Source organism: Kitasatospora sp. NPDC001539 (assembly GCF_040298565.1).
Lineage (GTDB): Bacteria > Actinomycetota > Actinomycetes > Streptomycetales > Streptomycetaceae > Kitasatospora.
Genome location: NZ_JBEPAK010000001.1, coordinates 90,829 through 111,365 on the forward strand (window position 1 = coordinate 90,829; position 20,537 = coordinate 111,365).

Sequence of the window (20,537 nt, forward strand, 5' to 3'; positions counted from 1 at the left end):
GACGGACCCGTGGGGAGCGGGCGATGGTGCCGCCGGCGGAGTTCGGCTCGTACTACGGCCGGCCGGTGCTGAAGCGGCCGGTCTGGAAGCCGCTGGACATCGCCGGCTACCTGTTCCTCGGCGGCCTCGCCGGCGGTTCCTCGGTGCTGGCCGCCGGCGCCGGGGCGTCCGGGCACGGCGCGCTCGCGCGACCGCTGCAGGTGGGCGCGTTCGGGGCGATCTCCCTGTCGCTGGTGGCGCTGGTCCACGACCTCGGCCGCCCGGGACGTTTCCTCAACATGCTGCGGGTGGTCAAGCCGACCTCGCCGATGAGCATCGGTTCCTGGCTGCTGTCCGGGTACGCGCCGCTGGCGGGCGCCGCCGCCGCGAGCGCCCTGAGCGGCCGGCTGCCGCGCGTGGGCCGGGCCGCCGGGGCGGGAGCCGCCCTGCTGGGGCCGGCGGTGTGCACCTACACGGCCGTGCTGATCAGCGACACCGCGGTGCCGACCTGGCACGACGGCCACCGGGAGCTGCCGTTCGTCTTCGGCGGGTCCGCGGTGTCCGCAGCGGCGGGCCTCGGCCTGCTGGCCGCGCCGGTCGCCCAGAACGGGCCGGCCCGGCGCGCCGCCGCCTTCGGGGCCGCGCTGGAGATCGGCGCGACCCGGCTGATGACCCGCCGGCTCGGGCTGAGCGCCGAGCCGCTGCACACCGGGCGACCCGGCCGGCTGATGCGCGCGGCGGAGCTGCTGACCGGTCTCGGGACGGCGCTCGCGCTCGGCGCCGGGCACCGGGACCGGCGGGTGGCTGCGGCCGCGGGGGCGGCGCTGCTGGCCGGATCCGCCGCGCTGCGGTTCGGGGTCTTCCTCGGCGGCGTGCGGTCCGCCGAGGATCCCAAGTACACCGTCCTCCCCCAGCGGGAGCGCCTGGACGCCGAACACCGGGCTGCGGGATGAGGTGCACGTGGTGATGATGGGAGTCGGCGGCCCGCGAGCGGGCGCCCGGCACGAGGAGGTCCCGTCGTGGGCGTACTGACCTGGATCGACTCCTGGCCGGTCTACCGGCAGCTGACCGGCACCGACCCGCTGGGCCGGGGCGAGGCGGCCAGGAGCGCCCGCACCGAGGCCCTCGCCCCCCGGACCGACACGGCCGACCGGGTGGTCAAGTCCGTCTGCCCGTACTGCGCGGTCGGCTGCGGCCAGGACGTGTACGTCGAGGACGGCCGGGTCACCCAGATCGAGGGCGACCCCGACTCGCCGGTCTCCCGGGGCCGGCTGTGCCCGAAGGGCTCGGCCACCCTCCAGCTGACCACCGGGGCGGCCCGCGAGTACCGGGTGCTGTACCGCCGCCCGCACGGCACCGACTGGGAGCCGCTGCCCCTGGACACCGCGATGGACATGATCGCCGACCGGGTGATCGCGGCCCGCCGGTCCGGCTGGCAGTGGGAGGTCGACGGGGCGCGCACCCGCCGCACGATGGGTTTCGCCAGCCTGGGCGGCGCGACGCTGGACAACGAGGAGAACTACCTGATCAAGAAGCTGTTCACCGCGCTGGGTGCGGTGCAGATCGAGAACCAGGCCCGTATTTGACACTCCTCCACCGTCCCCGGTCTGGGGACCTCGTTCGGCCGCGGCGGTGCCACGACCTTCCAGCAGGACCTGCAGCACTCCGACTGCATCGTCATCCAGGGCTCCAACATGGCCGAGTGCCACCCGGTGGGCTTCCAGTGGGTGATGGAGGCCAAGGCGCGCGGAGCCAAGGTGGTCCACGTGGACCCGCGGTTCACCCGGACCAGCGCCCTGGCCGACCTGCACGTGCCGCTGCGCGCCGGAAGTGACATCGCGTTCCTCGGCGGCATCGTCAACCACGTGCTCCGCCAGGAGAAGTACTTCCGCGAGTACGTCGTGGCGTACACCAACGCGCCGGTGGTGCTGCGCGAGGACTTCCGGGACACCGAGGACCTCGACGGGCTGTTCTCCGGGTTCGATCCCGAGGCCCGCACCTACGACCCCGCGACCTGGCAGTACCGGGGGCTGGAGGTGCAGGCGGCCTCCGGGCAGCGTGACGAGCAGTACGAGCGGCGGACGGAGAGCATGGGCCGCGGCGAGGCCCACGGCTCCGGCGGCGCGCCGATCGGCGAGGAGGAGCCCGAGCGGGACGAGACGCTGACCCACCCGCGCTGCGTCTTCCAGGTGCTCAAGCGGCACTACGCGCGCTACACGCCGGAGCTGGTGGAGCGGGTCTGCGGCGTGCCGCAGGACGTCTTCCGGCAGGTCTGCGAGCTGGTGACGGAGAACTCCGGACGGGAGCGGACCACGGCCTTCGCGTACGCGGTCGGCTGGACCCAGCACACCGTCGGCGCCCAGTACATCCGCACCGCCGCCGTGCTGCAGCTGCTGCTCGGCAACATCGGCCGCCCCGGCGGCGGCATCCTGGCCCTGCGCGGACACGCCTCGATCCAGGGCAGCACCGACATCCCGACGCTGTTCAACCTGCTCCCCGGCTACATCCCGATGCCGTACGCCCACCCCGACGAGACGCTGGACAGCTTCGTCAAGGCGGAGGCCGCCCACAAGGGCTACTGGGGCGAGATGCGCTCCTACCTGGTGAGCCTGCTGAAGGCGTACTGGGGCGAGGCCGCGCAGCCGGAGAACGACTTCCGCTTCGACTACCTGCCGCGGCTGACCGGTTCGCACAGCACCTACGAGACGGTGCTGGCCCAACGGGAGGGCACCTGCCGGGGCTACTTCCTGTTCGGCGAGAACCCGGCGGTCGGCTCGGCCGACACCAAGCTGCAACGGCTCGGCATGGCCAACCTGGACTGGCTGGTGGTGCGCGACTTCTCGCTGATCGAGAGCGCGACCTGGTGGAAGGACGGGCCGGAGATCGCGAGCGGCGAGCTGCGGACCGCGGACATCGGCACCGAGGTCTTCTTCCTGCCCGCCGCCGCCCACACCGAGAAGGACGGCAGCTTCACCAACACCCAGCGGATGCTCCAGTGGCACCACGCGGCCGTGGAGCCCGCCGGGGAGGCCCGCAGCGACCTCTGGTTCACCTTCCACCTCGGCCGGATCATCCGGGAGAAGCTCGCCGCCTCCACCGAGGAGATGGACCGTCCGCTGCTCGACCTGGTCTGGGACTACCCCACCCGCGGTCCGCTCGACGAGCCGGACGCCGAGGCCGTCCTCGCCGAGATCAACGGCCGGGACGCCCGGGGCCGCCCGCTGTCCTCGTACACCCAGCTCAAGGACGACGGCTCCACCGCGTGCGGCTGCTGGATCTACTGCGGCGTCCGCGCCGACGGGGTGAACCAGGCGGCCCGGCGCAAGCCCGGCGCGGAGCAGGACTGGGTGGCCAAGGAGTGGGGCTGGGCGTGGCCGGCCAACCGCCGGATCCTCTACAACCGGGCCTCCGCCGACCCGCAGGGCCGGCCGTGGAGCGAGCGCAAGGCGCTGGTCTGGTGGGACGCCGAGGCCGGCCGCTGGACCGGGCACGACGTCCCCGACTTCCCCGTCGACCGGGCGCCCTCCTACCGCCCGCCGCCGGGGGCCCGGGCCGCGGACGCGCTCTCGGGCGTCGACCCCTTCGTGATGCAGGCGGACGGCAAGGGCTGGCTGTTCGCCCCCGCCGGACTGACCGACGGACCGCTGCCCACCCACTACGAGCCGCAGGACTCGCCGTTCGACAACGCGCTGTACGGCCGGCAGCGCAACCCCGTCCGGCACCTGATGCCCTCGCTGCCGGACAACCGGTACCAGCCGAGCGGCAGCGAACCCGGCTCGGAGGTCTTCCCGTACGTGGCGACCACCTATCGCCTCACCGAGCACCACACGGCGGGCGGCATGTCGCGCTGGCAGCCGTACCTGGCCGAGCTGCAGCCCGAGATGTTCTGCGAGGTGTCGCCCGGGCTCGCGGCCGAGCGCGGGCTGGAGCACCTGGGCTGGGCCACGGTGGTGACGGCGCGGGGCGTGATCGAGGCCCGGGTGCTGGTCACGGACCGCATGGTGCCGCTGCGCGTCCAGGGCCGTACGCTGCACCAGGTCGGGCTGCCCTACCACTGGGGCCCGAACGGCTGCACCACCGGCGACGCGGCGAACGAGCTGCTGCACCTGTCCCTGGATCCCAACGTCCACATCCAGGAGGCCAAGGCGATGGCCTGCGACATCCGGCCCGGCCGGCGGCCGCGCGGGGCCGCCGCGGTGGAACTGGTCCGGGAGTACTGCCGGCGGGCGGGCATCACGGAGCGCACCGGCACCGAGCCGTGACCGGCGCACGGCGGCTCGTACGTGCCGCGCCGCGCTCAGCGCAGCACCAGGGCGCGGCCGGACGGCGGCACCAGCTCCCCGATCACCGGCGCGCCGGGCACCTCCCCGGCGACCAGCAGTCCGCCGGAGGTCTGGGCGTCGGCCAGCAGCAGCCGGTCGGCCTCGGCCACCCGGCCGAAGTCCGTGTGCGGTGCCACCCAGTCGAGGTTGCGGCGCGTACCGCCGCTGACGAAGCCGTCGCGCACCGCTTCCCGGGCGCCCGCCAGGTACGGCACCGCCGCGGTGTCGATCACGGCGGTCACGCCCGAGGCCCGCGCCAGCTTGTACAGGTGGCCGAGCAGGCCGAACCCGGTGACGTCGGTGGCGCACCGGGCACCGGCGGCGAGCGCCGCCCGGGCCGCGTCGCGGTTCAGGGCGGCCATGGTCTCGACGGCCTCGGGGAAGTGCTCGCCGGTCGCCTTGTGACGGTTGTTCAGCACACCGGTGCCGAGCGGCTTGCTGAGCGACAGCGGCAGCCCGGCGCCGCCCGCGTCGTTGCGCAGCAGCCGGTCGGGGTCGGCGATGCCGGTGACGGCCATGCCGTACTTGGGCTCCGGATCCTCGATGCTGTGCCCGCCGGCCAGGTGGCAGTCCGCCTGCCGGGCGACCGTCAGGCCGCCCCGCATCACCTCCCGGGCCAGCTCGAAGGGCAGGGTCCCGCGCGGCCAGGCGAGCAGGTTCACGGCGACCAGCGGGGTGCCGCCCATCGCGTAGACGTCGGAGAGAGCGTTGGCGGCGGCGATCCGCCCCCAGTCGAAGGGGTCGTCGACGACCGGGGTGAAGAAGTCGGCGGTGGCGATCACCGCGGGACCGCCGTCGGGGAGGCGGACGGCGGCCGCGTCGTCCCCGTTCTCCAGGCCGACCAGCAGGTCGGCCGCCCCGGCGGCCGGGGGCGGGAGCAGCCCGGACAGCGCGGCCTCCAGCTCGCCCGGCGGGATCTTGCAGGCGCAGCCGCCGCCCCGGGCGTAGCCGGTGAGTCGGATCGGGGCTCGGGTGGTCATGACGGTTCCCTCGGGTCGGTGCAGCGGGTCGGTGCGGCAGGTCGGTGCAGGCGGTCCGGGCGGGCGGGCCGGTGTGGTGCGTTGATCCGCGGCGCCCCACCCGCTTGCATGGGCGCTGACGCGGAGACGTGCGGGTGCCTGGTGGCCCTCCCGGTCTTCAAAACCGAGGTGTCCGAGGATCTCGGACAGGCGGGTTCGATTCCCGTCCGTCTCCGCCACCTGCCGCAGCGGCCGTGCAGCGGCGGTGGACGGCGTCGATCCGTTCCGTCCAGCCGCGCCGGTCCAGGTGCTCCAGCAGGGGGATGACGACCCGCCGGGTGGTGTCCAGGGCGATCCTGGCCTCGCTGGTGGTGAACGGCTGGGCCAGCCGGGCCAGCGCGGCGGCCGCCCGCCGGTCGGCGTCCGGGAGCAGCACGATGCCGTCGGGGAGCCGCAGCAGCTCGCCGGAGGCGGCCGCGGCGGCGACCAGTTGCGGCGTCAGCCCGAGCGCGGTGAGCTCCGCCGCCTCGGGGGCGTGGAACGGCCGGGCGGCGAGCCGGTCCCGCACCTGCCGCACGGCGGGCGGCAGGACCGGCGCGGTGACGCTGCCGTAGAGCCGGCCGTCACGCTGGTCGAGCCGGCCGGCCAGCGCCCGGACCAGCGCGGTGACCAGGGCGCGGTCCGGCAGCTCCAGTTGGCGGCGCGCCGCCTCGACCGGCAGGCCCGGGTCGGTCGGGCGTTCGGCCGCATGGCGTTCCACGGCCTCGCACAGCCGCCGCTGGAGTCGCGACCAGTGCGCCGGGTCGCACAGCCAGTCGGCGGTGACGGGCGGTGCGGCGGGGGTGAGGCCCATCGCGGTGAACTCCTGGCGGCGGATCAGGCCGCGGCGGCGCAGCTGCGCGGCGGCGTCCGGCACGCCCCGGTGCCCGTCGAGCTCGCGGGCCCGGTCGGCCGCCGCGCCCCGGCGGGTCAGCCGGGGCGGGCGCGGGTCGAGGACGGTGGCCGCGCCCGCGATGCGGTGCCGGCCCGGGTCGCGGAGCAGTGCCACGTCGTCGATCCGCAGCGGGAGCGGGGTGTCGAGGGCGAGTCGGGCGGTGGTGGTGCCGAGGGGGCGGACGGTGACCGGGACGGCGGCCGTGCCGAGGTGCAGGGTGAGCCGCCGCGGCAGGTCGGCGGCGGCGTCCACGCGGAGCCGGACGTCGACGGTGTCGGTGGTGAGCCAGCGGTCCGGGGTCAGCAGGGCGCTGCCGCGCCGCAGGTCGGCGGCCCCGGGGCCGTGCACGTTGACCGCCACCCGAGCTGTGGCGCCGACGGCCGGTCGGGGTTGCTTGAGGCTCTCCAGGCCGCGGACGCGCAGCAGCCGGCTTTCACCGGGGCCGGTCACCGCGAGCAGTCGGTCGCCGACGGAGATCGTGCCCGCTGCGAGGGTGCCGGTCACCACGGTGCCGTGGCCGCGCACGGTGAACGTCCGGTCGACCCACAGCCGGACGTCACCGGTCCGGTCGGCCGGGGGCAGCCGGGCCGTCAGACGGGCCAGCGCGGCCCGCAGCTCCGGCAGCCCGGCTCCGGTCAGCGAGCTCACGGCCACCGGCTCGACCCGGCCCAGGGAGCTGCGGGCCAGTCGGGCGAGGGCCTGGTCCCGGGTCGGGGCGGGATCGGCCAGGTCGCTGCGGGTGACGGCGAGGACGCCGTGCCGGACGCGGAGGGCGTCGAGGACGGCGAGGTGTTCCTCGGACTGGGCCTGCCAGCCCTGGTCGGCGGCGACGACGAACAGCACGGCGGGGACGGGGCCGACGCCGGCCAGCATGGTGGTCACCAGCCGTTCGTGGCCCGGCACGTCGACGAAGGCGGTCTCGCCGGCCTCGGGCACGGTGGTCCAGACGAAGCCCAGGTCGATCGTCATGCCGCGGCGGCGCTCCTCGGCCCAGCGGTCCGGTTCCATCCCGGTGAGCGCGCGGACCAGGGCCGACTTGCCGTGGTCCACGTGGCCGGCGGTCGCGATCACGTGCACGGCCGCTCCGGCGCCTGGTTCCGGGCGGCGGCCCGCGGTGGCGTTCCGGCGCGGCGACCCCGTTCCCCGGCTGCGGCGCGGACGGCCCCGGCGAGCCGGTCGTCGGCCTCCGGGGCGACGGTGCGCAGGTCGAGCAGGCAGCAGCCGTCGGCGGTCCGGCCGACCACGGGCGTCGGCCCCTGCCGCAGGAGGACAGCGAACTCCTCCGGCAGGGCGAGCGCCGAACTGGCCAGCACCACGCCGGGCGCTCCGCCGCCCCCGACCACGGCCCGGCTGCTGACCGCCCGGGCCGGGATGCCCTCCGCCGACAGCACCCCGGCCAAGCGCTGGGCGCGGGTGCGCAGTTCGCGCTCCCCGGCGTGCAGGGCGCGGCGGGTGGGCGTGTCGGGTGTGGTGAGGGTGGCCTCCAGGGCGGCCAGGGTCAGCTTGTCGACGCGCAGCGCCCGGGCCAGCGGGTGCCGGGCGAGGGCCCGGACTGCGTCGGCGCGGCCCAGGAGCAGGCCGCACTGCGGGCCGCCGAGCAGCTTGTCCCCGCTCGCGGTGACCAGGTCGGCGCCGGCCCGCAGCCAGCTGTCGGCATCCGGTTCGTCCGGGAGCAGCGGTTCGCGCTCCAGCAGGCCGGAGCCGATGTCGGCGACGACCGGAGGGCCGAGCGCGGCGAGTTCGGCGACGCCGACCGCTCCGGTGAACCCGGTGATGCGGAAGTTCGAGGGGTGGATCTTGAGGATGAACCCGGTGTCGCTCCCGATCGCGGCGGCGTAGTCGGCGACGGTCGTCCGGTTGGTGGTGCCGACCTCGCGCAGCCGTGCGCCCGTCGAGGAGAGCAGGTCCGGCAGGCGGAAGCCGTCACCGATCTCCACCAGCTCGCCCCTGCTGACGACGATCTCCCGGCCCTGGGCGAGCGCCGTGGCCGCCAGGACGAGGGCGGCGGCGCCGTTGTTCACCACGTGTGCGGCCTGGGCGGCGGGGACGCGGGCGAGCAGGGCCCGTACGGTCGAGCGGCCCCGGGGTGCCCGTTCGCCCGAGGCGAGGTCGAACTCGACGTCGGTCGCGCCGGCCGCGGCGAGGACGGCCTGCCGGGCCGGCTCGGAGAGTGCGGCGCGCCCGAGGTTGGTGTGCAGCAGCACGCCGGTGGCGTTCAGCACGGGGCGCAGGGCGGTGGCGCTGTGCGGGAGCGACCCGAGGGCCGTCTCGGCGACCTCGGCCGGGCCGATCAGCCCCTGCCGGGCGAGCTCCTGGGCGTCCGTCACGGCGGCCTTGACGATCGGCCGGCCGAGGCGTCCGACGGCCTCGGCCAACCGGGGGTCGGCCAGGACGGCATCGGTGCGGAGCACCGCCCGGCGCGGATCGGGTCCGCGTCCTCCGCCGGCTCCTCCGGCCGCGGGTCGAGCGGCATCCGACGCCCGGTCACCGTGCGTCGATCCGTCGGGCGTCGAACCGTCGGGCGTCGAACCGTCGGGCGTCGATCCGCGGTACGTCGGTCCGCGGTGCGTCGATCCGGAGTGCGTCGAGCCGTGGTGCATCGATCTGTCTCGGCCTTCGGGCTGGCGGTCACGTGGGGATCAGCCTGACCGCTCGGCCCTGCGGCTTCGCCCACCGACACGCTGGGGAGCGGCGAAACGGCGTGGCCCCGCCCGCCGCGGGTGCCCGGCCGCGGGTTCCGTCCGCGACGCCCGGCGAGCACACTGGAGGCGGGGCGGGACCCTGTTGCTTCGGCCGATGCGAGGTGGCTGCGATGCCGTTCCCGCCGTACACCACCAGACGGCCGGGTCTGGACCTGCTCCGATGGCTCACCGTGGCGGGGCTGGCGGTCGACGCCTACGTCCACGCCGATCTCGCCGACCGGTACGACCCGGTGGCGAACCCGATCAGCCAGGGCGACCTGTTCCGGGCCGAGGCCGGGCTGGCGGCCCTCGCGGCGCTGCTGGTCCTGATCCGCCCGCGCCTGTCGGCGCTGGCCTTCGCCTTCCTGGTCGCGGCGGGCGGCCTCGTGCTCCTGCTGCTGTACCGCTACGTCGACGTCGGGTCGATCGGGCCGCTGCCGGACATGTACGAACCGGTCTGGTTCACCGAGAAGGTGGTCGCCGCGGTGGCCCAGGGCGTCGCCGCCGTGGCCGTCGTCCCGCTCCTGCGCGCGCACCGGAGGGTCCTGGTCTGACGTCCACGCGTGTGCGGGGCCGGATACGGCGGGAGCCGTGGCGGGGAGGTGGGGCGGCGAGTACGCGAGGCGGGTGCGCAACGGCACGGGCGGCCGGTGAGTGGCCGGCGCCGGCGGTGGAGGTGCTGCAGCAGGTCACGGACGAGGTCGGCGACGCGGTGGTCCGCCGCTTGCCGAGTGCGGCGGCGCCGGCCCAACGGCTGGTCTCGGACCTCCGTGCCCGGGGCTGGGCCGGGGACGACGAGCTGGCCGCACGGCCGGCCTTTCTGCAGGGCCTCGGTCCGGACCCGGCGACCGGGCCCAGCGCGGCGCGTCCGGGCTGAGCGCTGCGGCCCGGTGCGGCTGGGTCCGTGGGACTCCACCGCACCGGGCCGCCGACGGACCCGCCGGGGGCCGGCCTCAGCCGACGGTCAGCCGGAACGGGCCGGCCAGCACCGAGTAGCCGTCGTTGGCCAGGTAGTACGCGTCGTAGGCGCCCGCGCCGTTCAGCTTGCCGGTGGAGAAGGTGACCGCGCCGCTCTGGTTCGGCGTGTAGGCCCAGGTCAGCGCGGAGCGCGAGCCGGGGGTGACGCCCGCCGGGTAGATGCCGACCCAGTTCTTGGGGCCGGCCTGGGCGGCGGTCGGCAGGGTGTAGCGGAGCGTGACGTTGCCGCCGTTGGCCACCGCGCCGAGGTCGCCGGTCAGCGTCGGGCCGGCGGCCCTGGAGGGGGCGAAGGCGGCGTTCAGCGGGGTGGCGTAGGTGTCGTTGCCGGTCAGCCCGGGCAGGCCGAGGGCGGACTCGATGGTGCGGCCGATGCCGTAGTGGTCGTAGTGCAGCGGGCTGCTGGTGCCGGCCGGCACGGTGCCCTGGGAGCCGACGACGACGGTGGCGAGGTGGTTGTAGCCCTCGCTCTCGCTCTCGTCCCAGGTGAGCAGGAGCAGGGAGCGCTGCTGGGTCCACGCCGGGGAGGCAAGCACGGGGGCGAGGGTCTGCCGCAGCCAGCCGTCCTGGGTCTTCAGGCTGGTGGCGTTGCCGTTGCCGGAGCCCTCGCCGTCGTAGTAGTCGTCGGCGGCGATCCAGGAGAAGTTCGGCGTGGTGGCCGCGGACTTCAGGTCGGCGGTCAGCTGCGAGGTGTCGAACAGGTGCGCCGCGCAGCGGGCCGGATTGCCGCTGATGTCGGTGTAGTTGATGAACGGGGCGTCGTCGGGCATGTAGGAGCTGTCGTAGTTCTTGTTGGTGTTGCAGGGCGTGCCCATGCCCTGTTCGTAGGCCTTCCAGGTCTTGCCGGCGTCCTCGATGGTGTCACCGAGGTTGCGCTGCGGGGAGTTGATGTTGGGCCAGTAGGTGGCGCCCTTCGTGTAGGTGTCGCCGCCGGCGATCGCGAGGTAGTTCTCGTCGCTCGGGTGGTAGACGCCGTGGGCGTCGGTGAGGGTGGCGCCCTGGGCCATCAGGCTGTGGATGTACGGCGTGTCCGCCGGGTCGTTCATGATCTGGGAGTAGTCGGTGTTCTCCATCATGACCGTGAACACGTGGTCGTAGCCCGGCACGGCGGAGGCGGGCGGGGTGAGCGGGGCGGGCGCGTTGACCGGGGTGTCGAGGGTGAGGGAGAGGTTGTCCAGGTAGCCGGTCTCGTTGGAGGTGGACAGGAACTGCACCTCGACCTGGATCGACCTGGTGCCGGCCGGGACGGCGCCGGTGGCGCTGCGGGAGAGGAACGCGGTGCTCAGGCCGCGGTCGGTGGCGGAGACGGTCGGCAGCTTGGCGGTCGCGCCGAGCGGGTTGCCGTCGGCTCCCCGGAAGTGCAGGCTGACCGCGGCGTAGCCGCCGTACGTGGTCCAACCGCCGAGCCAGGCCGCGAGGTTGTAGTGCACTCCCCCGCCGTCGATCGCGCCCGCCGCGGAGGAGACGTCGACGGTCTGCGACATCGCGCCGTCGCCGAAGTTGCCGGGGCCGAAGAAGGCCCTGCCGGGGGTCCGGCCGTCGGAGGGCAGGCCGAAGGAGCCCACCGAGTGGCACATCTGGTTGATGCCGCCGGCCTGGACCGTCCAGCCGGGGACGGTGCTGGCGGCGCTCCAGTCGGTGGTGCAGTAACCGCCGCCCTCCGCGTCGCCGTTGACGATCAGGTTGCCGCTGGTGGCCGCCGCGGTGGCGGTGCCGGGCGCGGCGACGGCCAGCGCGCCGAGGAGGGGCAGGGTGGCGAGCATTCCGCCGAGGGGGCTCCGACGCAGTCGCATGGGGGGTACCTCGTCCCGTTGGTGAGGGTGGGTGCCATGGCTGTCCGCCATGGGCGCGACATAGAGGTACCGGTCGGCACTGTCCGGCGGAAGAACGCCGGTCGAACTTGACCAGACAACTTCGCGCGTGCGCTACACCCCCGGCCCCACCTCGCCCTTGCCCTTGCCCCGCCCCGGCGCGACGACGAGGCGACGGGGCGGTCGGACCGCCGCTCAGGCGCGCAGCACCCGGACGCCGGCGTCGGCGATCGCCCGCTCCTGCTCGGCGGAGACCCCCGAGTCCGTCACCAGGTCGTGCACCTCGGCGAGCGGGCAGATCGAGGCGAAGGTCACCCGGCCGATCTTGGTCCGGTCGGCCAGCACGACCGACCGGGCGCTGCTGCGCAGGAAGGCCCGGTCGGTCTGGGCCTCCATCTCGTCGTGGGTGGTGCAGCCCTCCTGCACCGTCAGGCCGTCCACGCCGATGAAGGCGAGGTCGAGGTGGTAGCGCTGGAGCATGGCGTCCGCCGCCGGGCCGACCAGTTCGTAGCTGGCCGAGCGGGCGATGCCGCCGATCACGACCAGGCGGACCTCCGGACGGACGATCAGCTCGGCCGCGATGTTCACGGCGTTGGTGACCACCGTCACCTTGCCCCGCTCGGCCAGCACCCGGGCCAGTTCGGTGGCGGTGGTGCCGCCGGTGAGGCCCACCACCGCACCGTCCGGTACCAGTTCGGCGGCCACCCGGGCGATCCGGCGCTTCTCCTCCTGCTGCTTCTCGCTGCGGTGCCGCAAGGGGAGTTCGAGGTTGACGGCCCCGGTCACCGCGCCGCCGCGGGTGCGGTGCAGCAGTCCCTGGTCGTGCAGCTCCTGGAGGTCGCGCCGCACCGTCGCGCCCGACACCCCCAGCAGATCGGCGAGCGCGTGCACGTCGGCGCTGCCCACTTCCGCGATGTGGGACAGGATCCGGGCGGCGCGATCAGCTTTGAGCATGGTCGGATTGTATCTCCGGCCACAGCTGCTCGGACTTGCCATGTTCAGTCAAGATCGAACGGTGGCGGCCCCGAGCACCCCCAGCAGGCGCGTCACCTCCGCGGCCACCGCCGTCCGCCCCGGACCGAGGTAGCGGCGGGTGTCGACCAGCCCGGGATCGGCGCCGAGGACGTGCCGGACGGCCCCGGTGAAGACCCGGTTGAGCTGGGTGGAGATGTTCACCTTGGTCATGCCGTGCGCCACCGCCCGGGCCAGGTGGCCGTCGGCCACGCCGGAGGAGCCGTGCAGGACCAGCGGGACGGGGACGGCGGCGCGCAGCCGGGCGATCAGCTCGAAGTCCAGGACGGCGTCCCGGGTGGCCATGGCGTGGGAGGTGCCGACGGCCACGGCGAGGGCGTCGACGCCGGTGGTGGCGACGAAGTCGGCGGCCTCCCCGGGGTCGGTCCGGGCGCCGGGGGCGTGCACCCCGTCCTTGCCGCCGACCTCGCCGAGCTCGGCCTCCACCCAGACGCCCGCCGCGTGGCAGCGCTCGACCACCGCGGCGGTGGCCCGGACGTTCTCCCGGTACGGCAGCGCCGAGGCGTCGAACATGACCGAGGAGAAGCCCAGTTCGACCGCGTCCGCGACCAGCTCGGCGGAGGTCGCGTGGTCCAGGTGCACCGCGACCGGTACGGCCGCGGCCCGGGCGACGGCCAGCACGGCGGCCGCTATCGGCGCGAGCGCGCCGTGGTAGCGGACGGCGTTCTCGCTCAGCTGGAGGATCACCGGGGCACCCGCGGCCTCGGCGCCGGCCACGACGGCCTGGGCGTGTTCGAGCTGGATGACGTTGAAGGCGCCGACTCCGCGCGCCGCGCTCGCGGCGGGGGTGACGATGGCGCCGGTTCCGGTCTGGGGCATCAGGGCCTCCTGCTCCCGGCCGTCACGGCCTGGTCAGCACGATCGAGCGGGTCAGGTTGCGCGGGCGGTCGGGGTCCAGGCCGGCCGCCGCGGCCAGCCGTACCGCCAGGCGCTGGGCGCGCACCAGGTCGGCCTGCGGGTCGAGCCCGCTCACCGAGGCGGCCGCGCCGGTGGCCCGCACCTCCCCCACCAGCCCGGCGGGCGGCTCGCCGAGGAACCAGACCACCCGGCCCGGGGCGGCGATGCTGATCGGGCCGTGCCGGTACTCCATCGCCGGATAGGACTCGGTCCAGGCGCCGGCGGCCTCCCGGAGCTTGAGGGCGGCCTCGTTGGCGAGGCCGACCGTCCAGCCGGTGCCGAGGAAGGTGAACTGGGCCGCGGCGGCGGCCCCTTCGGGCAGTTCCTCGGCCAGCGCCCGTTCGGCCTGCTCGGGCAGATCGGCCGGGGCGAGGCCGAGGTGGCCGCGCAGCAGCGTCAGCGCCGTGGTCGCGAAGCGGGTCTGCACCACCGACTCCTCGTCGGCGAAGGCGAGGTCGACCACGGTGCCGGCGTCCGCGCGGATCGGCGTGTCCGGATCGCCGGTGAGCGCCGTGCTGGGCAGGTGCCGGGCGCGCCGGAGTGCGGCGAGCACCTCGGTCGTCGTCCCGGACCGGCTGATCGCGATCAGCCGGTCGTAGTCGCGGGTGGCCGGGAACTCCGAGGCGGCGAAGGCGTCGGTCTCGCCCAGGCCCGCGGCCTCGCGCAGCGCCGCGTACGCCTGGGCGACGTACAGGGAGGTGCCGCACCCCACCACGGCCACCCGCTCGCCGCGCTCGGGGAGTCCGGCCGGCTCCAGCTCCAGGGCCCGGCGCCAGCACTCCGGCTGGCTGGCGATCTCCTGCTCGACGTGGCTCATGACGCTCCTTAGGTGCGCAAAACTGCGCCTCGGATGCTCGATACTGAGCAATACTGCTTACTTCTTACTACGGAAGCCGCGGATCGATCAACCGTGCGCACCGATCGCGGTCCTCGCGCAGGGACGGCACGGGGGCAGCGACGTCACCCGGGGACGGGGGCGCAGGCCCCCGTCCCCGGGTGACTCGGACGCGTCAGCCCGCGATGGGGCCGGCCCCGGCCAGCAGCAACGAGAACCCGCTGGCGGTGGACTGCTGCGGCGTCTTCACGTGCACCACGCCGGCGGCCGCGTCGTACCACCAGCCCGAGGGCGCGGCGTCGAACGCGGCCCGCGAGTCGAAGCCGTCCAGCGCGCGGTGGTCCAGCAGCACCGCGCCCGGCCCCGCGCCGGTGTGCACGGTGAACCCGTAGGCCCGGGCGGCCGGTTTGCCGGTGTAGTCACCGACGCTCGGCCCGACCTCGACGGTGGTCATGCCGTGGCCCCGACCGACCGAGCGGACGGTGACGGCCTGGGTCGCGGACGCGCCCTGCTCGCGGGCGCGGGTGGTGCCGTCGTCCTCGTACAGGGTGTACGAGGACGAACCCTTGGCGTAGACGTCGTAGTCGAGGCGGGCGGTGTCGCGGGTCTGCCAGGACAGCGTCCCCTCGGGCCACATCGGCACCACGGCACCGGCCCGGACGAACAGCGGCAGGGTGTCCAGCGGCGCCTGGTAGCCGTTGAGGGTCGTCGGCCCCTGGTACGTCCGGCCCGTCCAGTAGTCCACCCAGGTGCCCGCGGGCAGGTAGATGCCGTTGCGGACGGCGGAGTCCTCGTAGACCGGGGCGACCAGGAAGTCCTTGCCGCTCAGGAACTCGTACTTGGCCGCGTCACCCCAGGTGTTGGGATCGTCCGGGTACTCCAGGACCAGCGGCCGCACCGCGCCCACGCCGCTCCGGTGGGCCTCGGCGGCGAGCGTGTAGAAGTAGGGCAGCAGCCGCTCCTTCAGCTGCAGGTAGCGCCGGTTGATCGAGCTGTACGGTTCGCCCGCCCGCCAGGGCTGCTTGTCGGCGGCGGCCCAGCCGTCCATGGTCATGATCGTGGGGATGAAGGTCTTCCACTCCAGGTCCCGCGTCCCCACCTTGGGGTCGCTGCCGAAGATCCCGCCGACGTCCCCGGTGTCGTAGGCGATGCCGGACATGGTGGCGCCCGCGTAGGTGGGGATCTGCCAGCGGAGGTAGTCGTAGCTGCCCTTCTGGTCCCCGCTCCACAGCACGCCGCAGCGCTGGGCGCCGGCCCAGGAGACCGGCAGCCAGACGAAGCCGCGGGCGTCGCTGTTGCGCTGGATGCCGTCGTAGGCCGTCCGGCAGCCGTCGAGGGCGAACTTGTAGCCGGGGCCGACCCAGGCGACGTCCAGCTTGCGCACCCGGACGCCGGCCTTGACCTCCTCGTCCTGGTTGGGCAGGCCGGTGGACGTCCACAGGCCCAGTTGGGCGTGCTGGTCCCGCAGGCCCTGGCCGGTCTGCTGGAGGTTCTCGTAGCCGCAGCCGTAGCCGTCGTTGACCAGCATCCAGCCCAGCGGGTCCTGGTTGGCGGTGTAGCCGTCGGCGACCTGGAGTGCGTCCAGGGTGTGCCGCTCACCGCGGTTGGCGTTGTGCAGGTAGCAGTCGGAGTCGCCCGGCTCCAGGCCGTAGACGGGCGGCATGAAGGGCTTGCCGACCAGGTCGGTGTAGGCGCTGATGACCTTCTTCAGGTCCGGGCCGTAGAAGTAGTAGCCGTCGAAGCGCCGCTCGCGCTCGGCGGTGGTGACCGGGTCCCCGAAGGTGTAGGTGCCGGGCGCGTAGGTGTGCCGGAAGACGCCGTAGCCGGCCGAGGAGAGGTAGAAGGGCTGGGAGTTGTTGAAGCCGCCCTCGTTCCAGTTGAAGTCGTTGGCGGCGTGGACGGTCCGGCCGCGGTGCGAGAACGAGCCGTTCTGCTCGCCGACGCCGTAGAACTGCTCCTGCGGTCCGCGGGCCAGGGTCTGGGCCGTCGCGTCCTCGGTCCAGGTCAGGCCCCGGGTCTCCTGCCAGACGAGTCTGCTGTCGCCGTCCGCGTAGAGCGCGAACCTCAGCGGGTGCTTGTAGGCGCGCAGCGTCACGTCCCGGGAGCTGATCGCCCAGTAGTCGCCCTCGTCGCTCTGCCGGACGGTCTTCAGGACGGGCGGGGTGGTCGCGATCATCTCGCCCACGGGCGGGGCGGTGAAGCTGCCGTCCGGGGAGAACCGCAGACGGAAGGTGTCCTCGGTGGTGAAGTCGACCCGGGCCTGGGCGCCGCCGGCGGCCCGGATCAGGTAGCCGTCGCCGTCGCGGCTGATGCCGGTGGCGTCGCCGACCGTGGTGGGCCTGGTCAGCCGGGCGGTGGCGGTGTAGGAGGCGTCGGTGACGTGGTACGGCACGACCAGGACCTGGTACGTGCCCGAGGCGTCCGGGATCACCGCGGAGGCGGGGTCGGCGCCCGAGGCGTCCTCGGCGACCTCCCGGCCGGTGCTGTCGTAGACGTAGAGGTCGAACTCCATGGCCGGGTCGGGCCAGGTGACGGAGACGGGGACGCCGCCGTCGGGGTTGTCCCGCCAGTACCCGGCGGGGACGTCGACGGTCAGGTCGAAGCGCCCGCAGACCTTGCCCTGCGGGTCCTCGGCGGCACTCGGGCAGTGCTTGGGGTCGGGCACCGAGCCCTGCGCGTAGGTCGGGGACTGCCAGCTGACGGCGGGGTGGGCCGTGGAGAGCGCGCCGCTCGGAGGCGTCGCGGCGCGGGCCGCCGGGGCGGTGCCGAGCAGGCCGCACAGCAGGGCGACGACGGCGACCAGGATGCTCCGGGGGCGGGGTGGAGGTAAACGCCTAGGGATGGGCATGAGCATGCCACCATTCAACGGAGGTCAGGGTGGTGTGCGGCGCAGGACCCTATCAGTTCACTTCTGCTCACTCAATGGTTAAGAATGCGCACAGCTGGGGACATGGGTGTCCGACCATGCTTGCTCTGCGATTGACTTCTGCATCTTCACGCAGAAAACTCGCTCCTCCCGACACCGGGGCCGGCTGGCACCGGCCCCCTCCGCGAAGGCGGTACTGAGATGAAGCGCCCACTCCTCGCCCTCGCCGCCGCCACCACGGCCGGCGCGCTCGCCCTGTCGGCGTGCAGCAAGGGCTCAGGATCCGACTCCACCTCGGCCGACGGCGCCACCGTGATCAGGTTCGTCGCGGCCGACTACGGCTCCAACGGCGAGAACCCCACCCAGGCGTACTGGCAGGACGTCATCTCCGCCTTCGAGCAACGCAACCCCGGGATCAAGGTGCAGCTCCAGGTCATCAACTGGAACGACCTCGACACCCAGGTCAAGACCATGGTCCAGAACGGCAACCAGCCCGACATCCTGCAGACCGGCGGCTACGCCGACTACGCCGCCAACGGCATGCTGTACCCCGCGGGCGACGTCCTCTCCCCGGCGACCGCCGCCGACCTCGTCCCCGCGCTCGCCAAGGCCGGCGTCCAGGGCGGCACCCAGTACGGCATCCCGTTCGTCTCCAGCGCCCGGATGTTCCTGATCAACAACACCCTGTTCCGCAAGGCCGGCCTCGACCCGGCCGACCCTCCCAAGACCTGGAACGACGTCACCGCCGCCGCCACCGCCCTCCGGAAGGCCGGGGTGGACGTCCCGCTCGGCATACCCCTGGGCAAGGAGGAGGCCCAGGGCGAGTCCTTCATCTGGATGCTGGGCAACCACGGCGGCTACCAGGACGCGAACGGCAAGTACGCCATCGACTCCCCGGCCAACGTCGCCACCTTCACCCAGCTCAAGGCCTGGGTCGACGCCGGCCTGACCGAGCAGAGCCCCGCCTCCGTCAACCGCACCGACCTCACCAAGGACTTCGCCTCCGGCAAGGTCGGCATGCTCAACGGCTTCCCGGGCCAGCTGAACGACGTCAAGGGCATGGACGTCACCTGGGCCCCGATGCCCGGCAAGGACGGCCCGTCCCCCGCCACGCTCGGCGTCGCCGACTGGGTCATGGCCTTCAAGAAGCGCGGTCACAAGGACCAGATCAGGGCCTTCCTGGACTTCGCCTACGGCAAGGACAACACCGTCAGGTTCGCCAAGGAGTACCACCTGCTGCCGGTCACCGAGTCCGCGCTGACCGCCCTGAAGTCCGATCCCGACGAGACCGCCCTCCAACCCTTCCTCAAGATCCTGCCCTCGGCCTCCTTCTACCCGCTCAGCGACCCGACCTGGCCCGGCGTCTCCGCCCAGGTCAAGACGCAGATCGGCGCCGCGGTCAGCGACCCCGCCAAGGGCCTGGCAGCCCTCCAGCAGGCCGCGGTCCAGGCGGCGCAGTGACGACGACGGCCCCCGGCAAGACGCTCGACACCGTCCGGTCCCCGGCTCCCCCGACCCGGCACCGGTCGCTGCTGCGCAGGCTGGGCCCGCTGCCCTGGCTGGCACCGGCCGTCCTGCTCATCCTCGGCGTGGTCGTCTGGCCGGTCGTCGAGATGGTGCGCACCTCGCTGCGCCGCGTCGACACGACCGGCACCGACCACGGTGCGGCCGGCCTGCTCAAGTACCGCAAGCTGTTCGCCGACCCCCGCCTGCCCGACGTCCTCACCTGGACCGTGGTGTGGACGGTCACCGTGGTCGGCCTGACCATGGTGATCTCCCTGGCGCTCGCCCAGCTGTTCAACCGGGAGTTCCCCGGCCGCCGGATCACCCGCTGGGCGCTCATCGCGCCCTGGGCCGCCTCCGTGCTGATGACGTCGATCGGCTTCCGCTGGATGCTCGACCAGGTCGCCGGGGTGTTCAACCGCCTGCTGCTGGACCTCGGTCTGATCGACCGCCCGCAGGCCTGGCTGGGCGACGCCGCCCACGCCAAACCCTGGCTGGTGCTCGTCGCGGTCTTCGTCTCGCTGCCGTTCACCACCTACACCCTGCTGGCCGGCCTGCAGTCCGTACCCGCCGAGGTGTACGAGGCGGCCCGGGTGGACGGCGCGTCCCGCGCGCAGACCTACCGGCGGATCACCCTGCCGCTGCTGCGCCCGGCGTTCCTGGTCGCCCTGGTCGTCAACCTGATCAACGTCTTCAACTCCTTCCCCGTCATCTGGGGCATGACCCAGGGCGGCCCCAACACCGACACCGCCACCACCACCGTGTTCATGTACACGCTGCGGAGCTACGACGTCGCGGAGTCGGCGGCGATGTCGGTCGTCAACTTCGCCGTCGTGATCGTCATGGTGCTGCTCTTCCTCCGGGTCAGCGGCCGGAACGGGGAGGACAGCCGATGAGCCGCCAGGGACACCGCGCGAAGCCGCCGGCCGCCCGCACCGTGCTGGTCACCGCCACGGCCTGGGCGCTGGCCGCGATCTTCCTGCTCCCCTACCTGGAGATGGTGGTCACCGCCGGACGCCCGGCGGGCGAACTGCGCGACAGCGGGTACCTGCCCGGGCACTTCGACTGGTCCTCGTTCGTCCGGGTGTGGTCCGACACCACGCTGGCGCAGAACCTCCGGATCACCCTGGTGGTGGCGCTCGGCTCCACCCTGCTGGTGCTGGCGGTCGCGCTGCCCGCCGCGTACTACACCGCCCGGGTCGACTTCCGCGGCCGCAAGGCCTTCCTGCTGCTGGTGCTGGTCACCCAGATGTTCCAGCCCACCGCGCTCCAGGTCGGGCTGTACCGCGAGTTCTTCACGCTCGATCTGCTCGACACCGTCCTGGTGCTCGTCCTCGCCAACGCCGCGTTCAACCTCGCGTTCGCGGTCTGGATCCTGAGCGCCTACATCGCCGCCATCCCGGTCGAGTTGGAGGAGGCCGCGCAGATCGACGGCAACGGGCGGATCGGCGCCCTGTTCCGCGTCACCCTGCCGCTCGCCATGCCGGGCGTGGTGACGGCGGTCATCTTCACCTTCATCGCGGCCTGGAACGAGTTCGTCATGGGCCTCACCCTGACCACCTCCACCGACCGCCAGCCGCTCACCGTCGGCATCAACAACATGATCGGCGCCTACAGCGTCCAGTGGAACTACGTCTTCGCCGCCTCGGTGGTGGCCATCGTGCCGGTGATCGTCCTCTTCGCGGTGATCGAACGCCACGTCGTCTCCGGGCTGACGGCGGGCTCGGTCAGGTGACCACCGAC

Annotated in this window: 13 protein-coding genes, 1 tRNA gene and 2 pseudogenes; 8 read left to right on the forward strand and 8 right to left on the reverse strand. The window is 73.7% G+C overall.

Annotation, left to right across the window (positions count from 1 at the left end; translation table 11 throughout):
* Window positions 1-23: 23 nt before the first annotated feature.
* Together nrfD and fdh are read left to right on the forward strand one after the other, a co-directional pair.
* A complete protein-coding gene (gene nrfD / locus ABT247_RS00415) occupies window positions 24-932 on the forward strand; it encodes an NrfD/PsrC family molybdoenzyme membrane anchor subunit (RefSeq protein ID WP_502892353.1) in 909 nt (302 codons plus the stop codon).
* Window positions 933-998: 66 nt separating this feature from the next.
* Window positions 999-4,241, forward strand: a complete 3,243-nt coding sequence (fdh, locus tag ABT247_RS00420) for a formate dehydrogenase (protein ID WP_350735575.1) — start codon at window positions 999-1,001, stop codon at window positions 4,239-4,241.
* A gap of 35 nt (window positions 4,242-4,276) precedes the next feature.
* Here fdh and selD read toward each other — a convergent pair whose 3' ends face one another.
* Window positions 4,277-5,281, reverse strand: coding sequence for a selenide, water dikinase SelD (selD, locus tag ABT247_RS00425; RefSeq protein WP_350735578.1), 1,005 nt, complete (start codon window positions 5,279-5,281; stop codon window positions 4,277-4,279).
* 122 nt (window positions 5,282-5,403) lie between these two features.
* On the opposite strand from selD, the gene ABT247_RS00430 reads away from it, so the two are divergent.
* Window positions 5,404-5,499 (forward strand) — tRNA-Sec (locus ABT247_RS00430).
* Between the two features lie 83 nt (window positions 5,500-5,582).
* Here the strand turns inward: ABT247_RS00430 and ABT247_RS00435 are convergent.
* Both ABT247_RS00435 and selA read right to left on the reverse strand, forming a co-directional pair.
* Window positions 5,583-7,271 (reverse strand): annotated as a pseudogene (locus ABT247_RS00435) (GTP-binding protein); the annotation flags it as partial.
* Complete coding sequence (gene selA / locus ABT247_RS00440; RefSeq protein WP_502892354.1) at window positions 7,262-8,794, reverse strand: L-seryl-tRNA(Sec) selenium transferase; 1,533 nt, start codon at window positions 8,792-8,794, stop codon at window positions 7,262-7,264. The pseudogene ABT247_RS00435 and the gene selA, both read right to left, overlap by 10 nt.
* 212 nt (window positions 8,795-9,006) lie before the next feature.
* Between selA and ABT247_RS00445 the strand changes: the two genes are divergently transcribed.
* Window positions 9,007-9,429: a hypothetical protein gene (locus ABT247_RS00445; protein ID WP_350735584.1), complete on the forward strand. Its 423-nt coding sequence runs from the start codon at window positions 9,007-9,009 to the stop codon at window positions 9,427-9,429.
* Between the two features lie 122 nt (window positions 9,430-9,551).
* The gene (locus ABT247_RS00450; protein WP_350735587.1) at window positions 9,552-9,752 is read left to right on the forward strand and encodes a hypothetical protein; all 201 of its coding nucleotides are present in this window, start codon (window positions 9,552-9,554) and stop codon (window positions 9,750-9,752) included.
* Window positions 9,753-9,828: 76 nt separating this feature from the next.
* Here ABT247_RS00450 and ABT247_RS00455 read toward each other — a convergent pair whose 3' ends face one another.
* The 5 genes and pseudogenes from ABT247_RS00455 to ABT247_RS00475 all read right to left on the reverse strand — a co-directional run.
* Window positions 9,829-11,643: an alkaline phosphatase family protein gene (locus ABT247_RS00455; RefSeq protein WP_350735589.1), complete on the reverse strand. Its 1,815-nt coding sequence runs from the start codon at window positions 11,641-11,643 to the stop codon at window positions 9,829-9,831.
* A 213-nt stretch (window positions 11,644-11,856) separates the two neighbouring features.
* Window positions 11,857-12,615: a DeoR/GlpR family DNA-binding transcription regulator gene (locus ABT247_RS00460; protein ID WP_350735592.1), complete on the reverse strand. Its 759-nt coding sequence runs from the start codon at window positions 12,613-12,615 to the stop codon at window positions 11,857-11,859.
* 48 nt (window positions 12,616-12,663) lie between these two features.
* A complete protein-coding gene (locus tag ABT247_RS00465; RefSeq protein WP_350735594.1) occupies window positions 12,664-13,512 on the reverse strand; it encodes a class II fructose-bisphosphate aldolase in 849 nt (282 codons plus the stop codon).
* A gap of 22 nt (window positions 13,513-13,534) precedes the next feature.
* Window positions 13,535-14,407: an SIS domain-containing protein gene (locus tag ABT247_RS00470; protein WP_350735597.1), complete on the reverse strand. Its 873-nt coding sequence runs from the start codon at window positions 14,405-14,407 to the stop codon at window positions 13,535-13,537.
* Window positions 14,408-14,603: 196 nt separating this feature from the next.
* Window positions 14,604-16,817, reverse strand: a pseudogene (locus ABT247_RS00475) (glycoside hydrolase family 31 protein); the annotation flags it as partial.
* 675 nt (window positions 16,818-17,492) lie between these two features.
* Here ABT247_RS00475 and ABT247_RS00480 point away from each other — a divergent pair.
* Genes ABT247_RS00480 through ABT247_RS00490 form a run of 3 tightly spaced genes read left to right on the forward strand, consistent with a single transcriptional unit; the run spans window position 17,493 to window position 20,529 of the window.
* Window positions 17,493-18,752, forward strand: a complete 1,260-nt coding sequence (locus ABT247_RS00480) for an extracellular solute-binding protein (protein WP_350735600.1) — start codon at window positions 17,493-17,495, stop codon at window positions 18,750-18,752.
* A complete protein-coding gene (locus ABT247_RS00485; RefSeq protein WP_502892355.1) occupies window positions 18,749-19,690 on the forward strand; it encodes a carbohydrate ABC transporter permease in 942 nt (313 codons plus the stop codon). The genes ABT247_RS00480 and ABT247_RS00485 overlap by 4 nt, the downstream gene beginning before the upstream one ends.
* A complete protein-coding gene (locus tag ABT247_RS00490) occupies window positions 19,687-20,529 on the forward strand; it encodes a carbohydrate ABC transporter permease (RefSeq protein ID WP_350735603.1) in 843 nt (280 codons plus the stop codon). Before ABT247_RS00485 ends, ABT247_RS00490 begins: the two co-directional genes overlap by 4 nt.
* The last annotated feature ends 8 nt before the right edge of the window (window positions 20,530-20,537 follow it).

Coding starts and splice junctions, on each gene's coding strand:
- nrfD (WP_502892353.1), top strand. CDS start 24: ATGGTGCCGCCGGCGGAGTTCGGCTCGTACTACGGCCGGCCGGTGCTG.
- selD (WP_350735578.1), bottom strand. CDS start 5,281: ATGACCACCCGAGCCCCGATCCGACTCACCGGCTACGCCCGGGGCGGC.
- selA (WP_502892354.1), bottom strand. CDS start 8,794: ATGCACCACGGCTCGACGCACTCCGGATCGACGCACCGCGGACCGACG.
- ABT247_RS00445 (WP_350735584.1), top strand. CDS start 9,007: ATGCCGTTCCCGCCGTACACCACCAGACGGCCGGGTCTGGACCTGCTC.
- ABT247_RS00455 (WP_350735589.1), bottom strand. CDS start 11,643: ATGCGACTGCGTCGGAGCCCCCTCGGCGGAATGCTCGCCACCCTGCCC.
- ABT247_RS00460 (WP_350735592.1), bottom strand. CDS start 12,615: ATGCTCAAAGCTGATCGCGCCGCCCGGATCCTGTCCCACATCGCGGAA.
- ABT247_RS00465 (WP_350735594.1), bottom strand. CDS start 13,512: ATGCCCCAGACCGGAACCGGCGCCATCGTCACCCCCGCCGCGAGCGCG.
- ABT247_RS00470 (WP_350735597.1), bottom strand. CDS start 14,407: ATGAGCCACGTCGAGCAGGAGATCGCCAGCCAGCCGGAGTGCTGGCGC.
- ABT247_RS00480 (WP_350735600.1), top strand. CDS start 17,493: ATGAAGCGCCCACTCCTCGCCCTCGCCGCCGCCACCACGGCCGGCGCG.
- ABT247_RS00490 (WP_350735603.1), top strand. CDS start 19,687: ATGAGCCGCCAGGGACACCGCGCGAAGCCGCCGGCCGCCCGCACCGTG.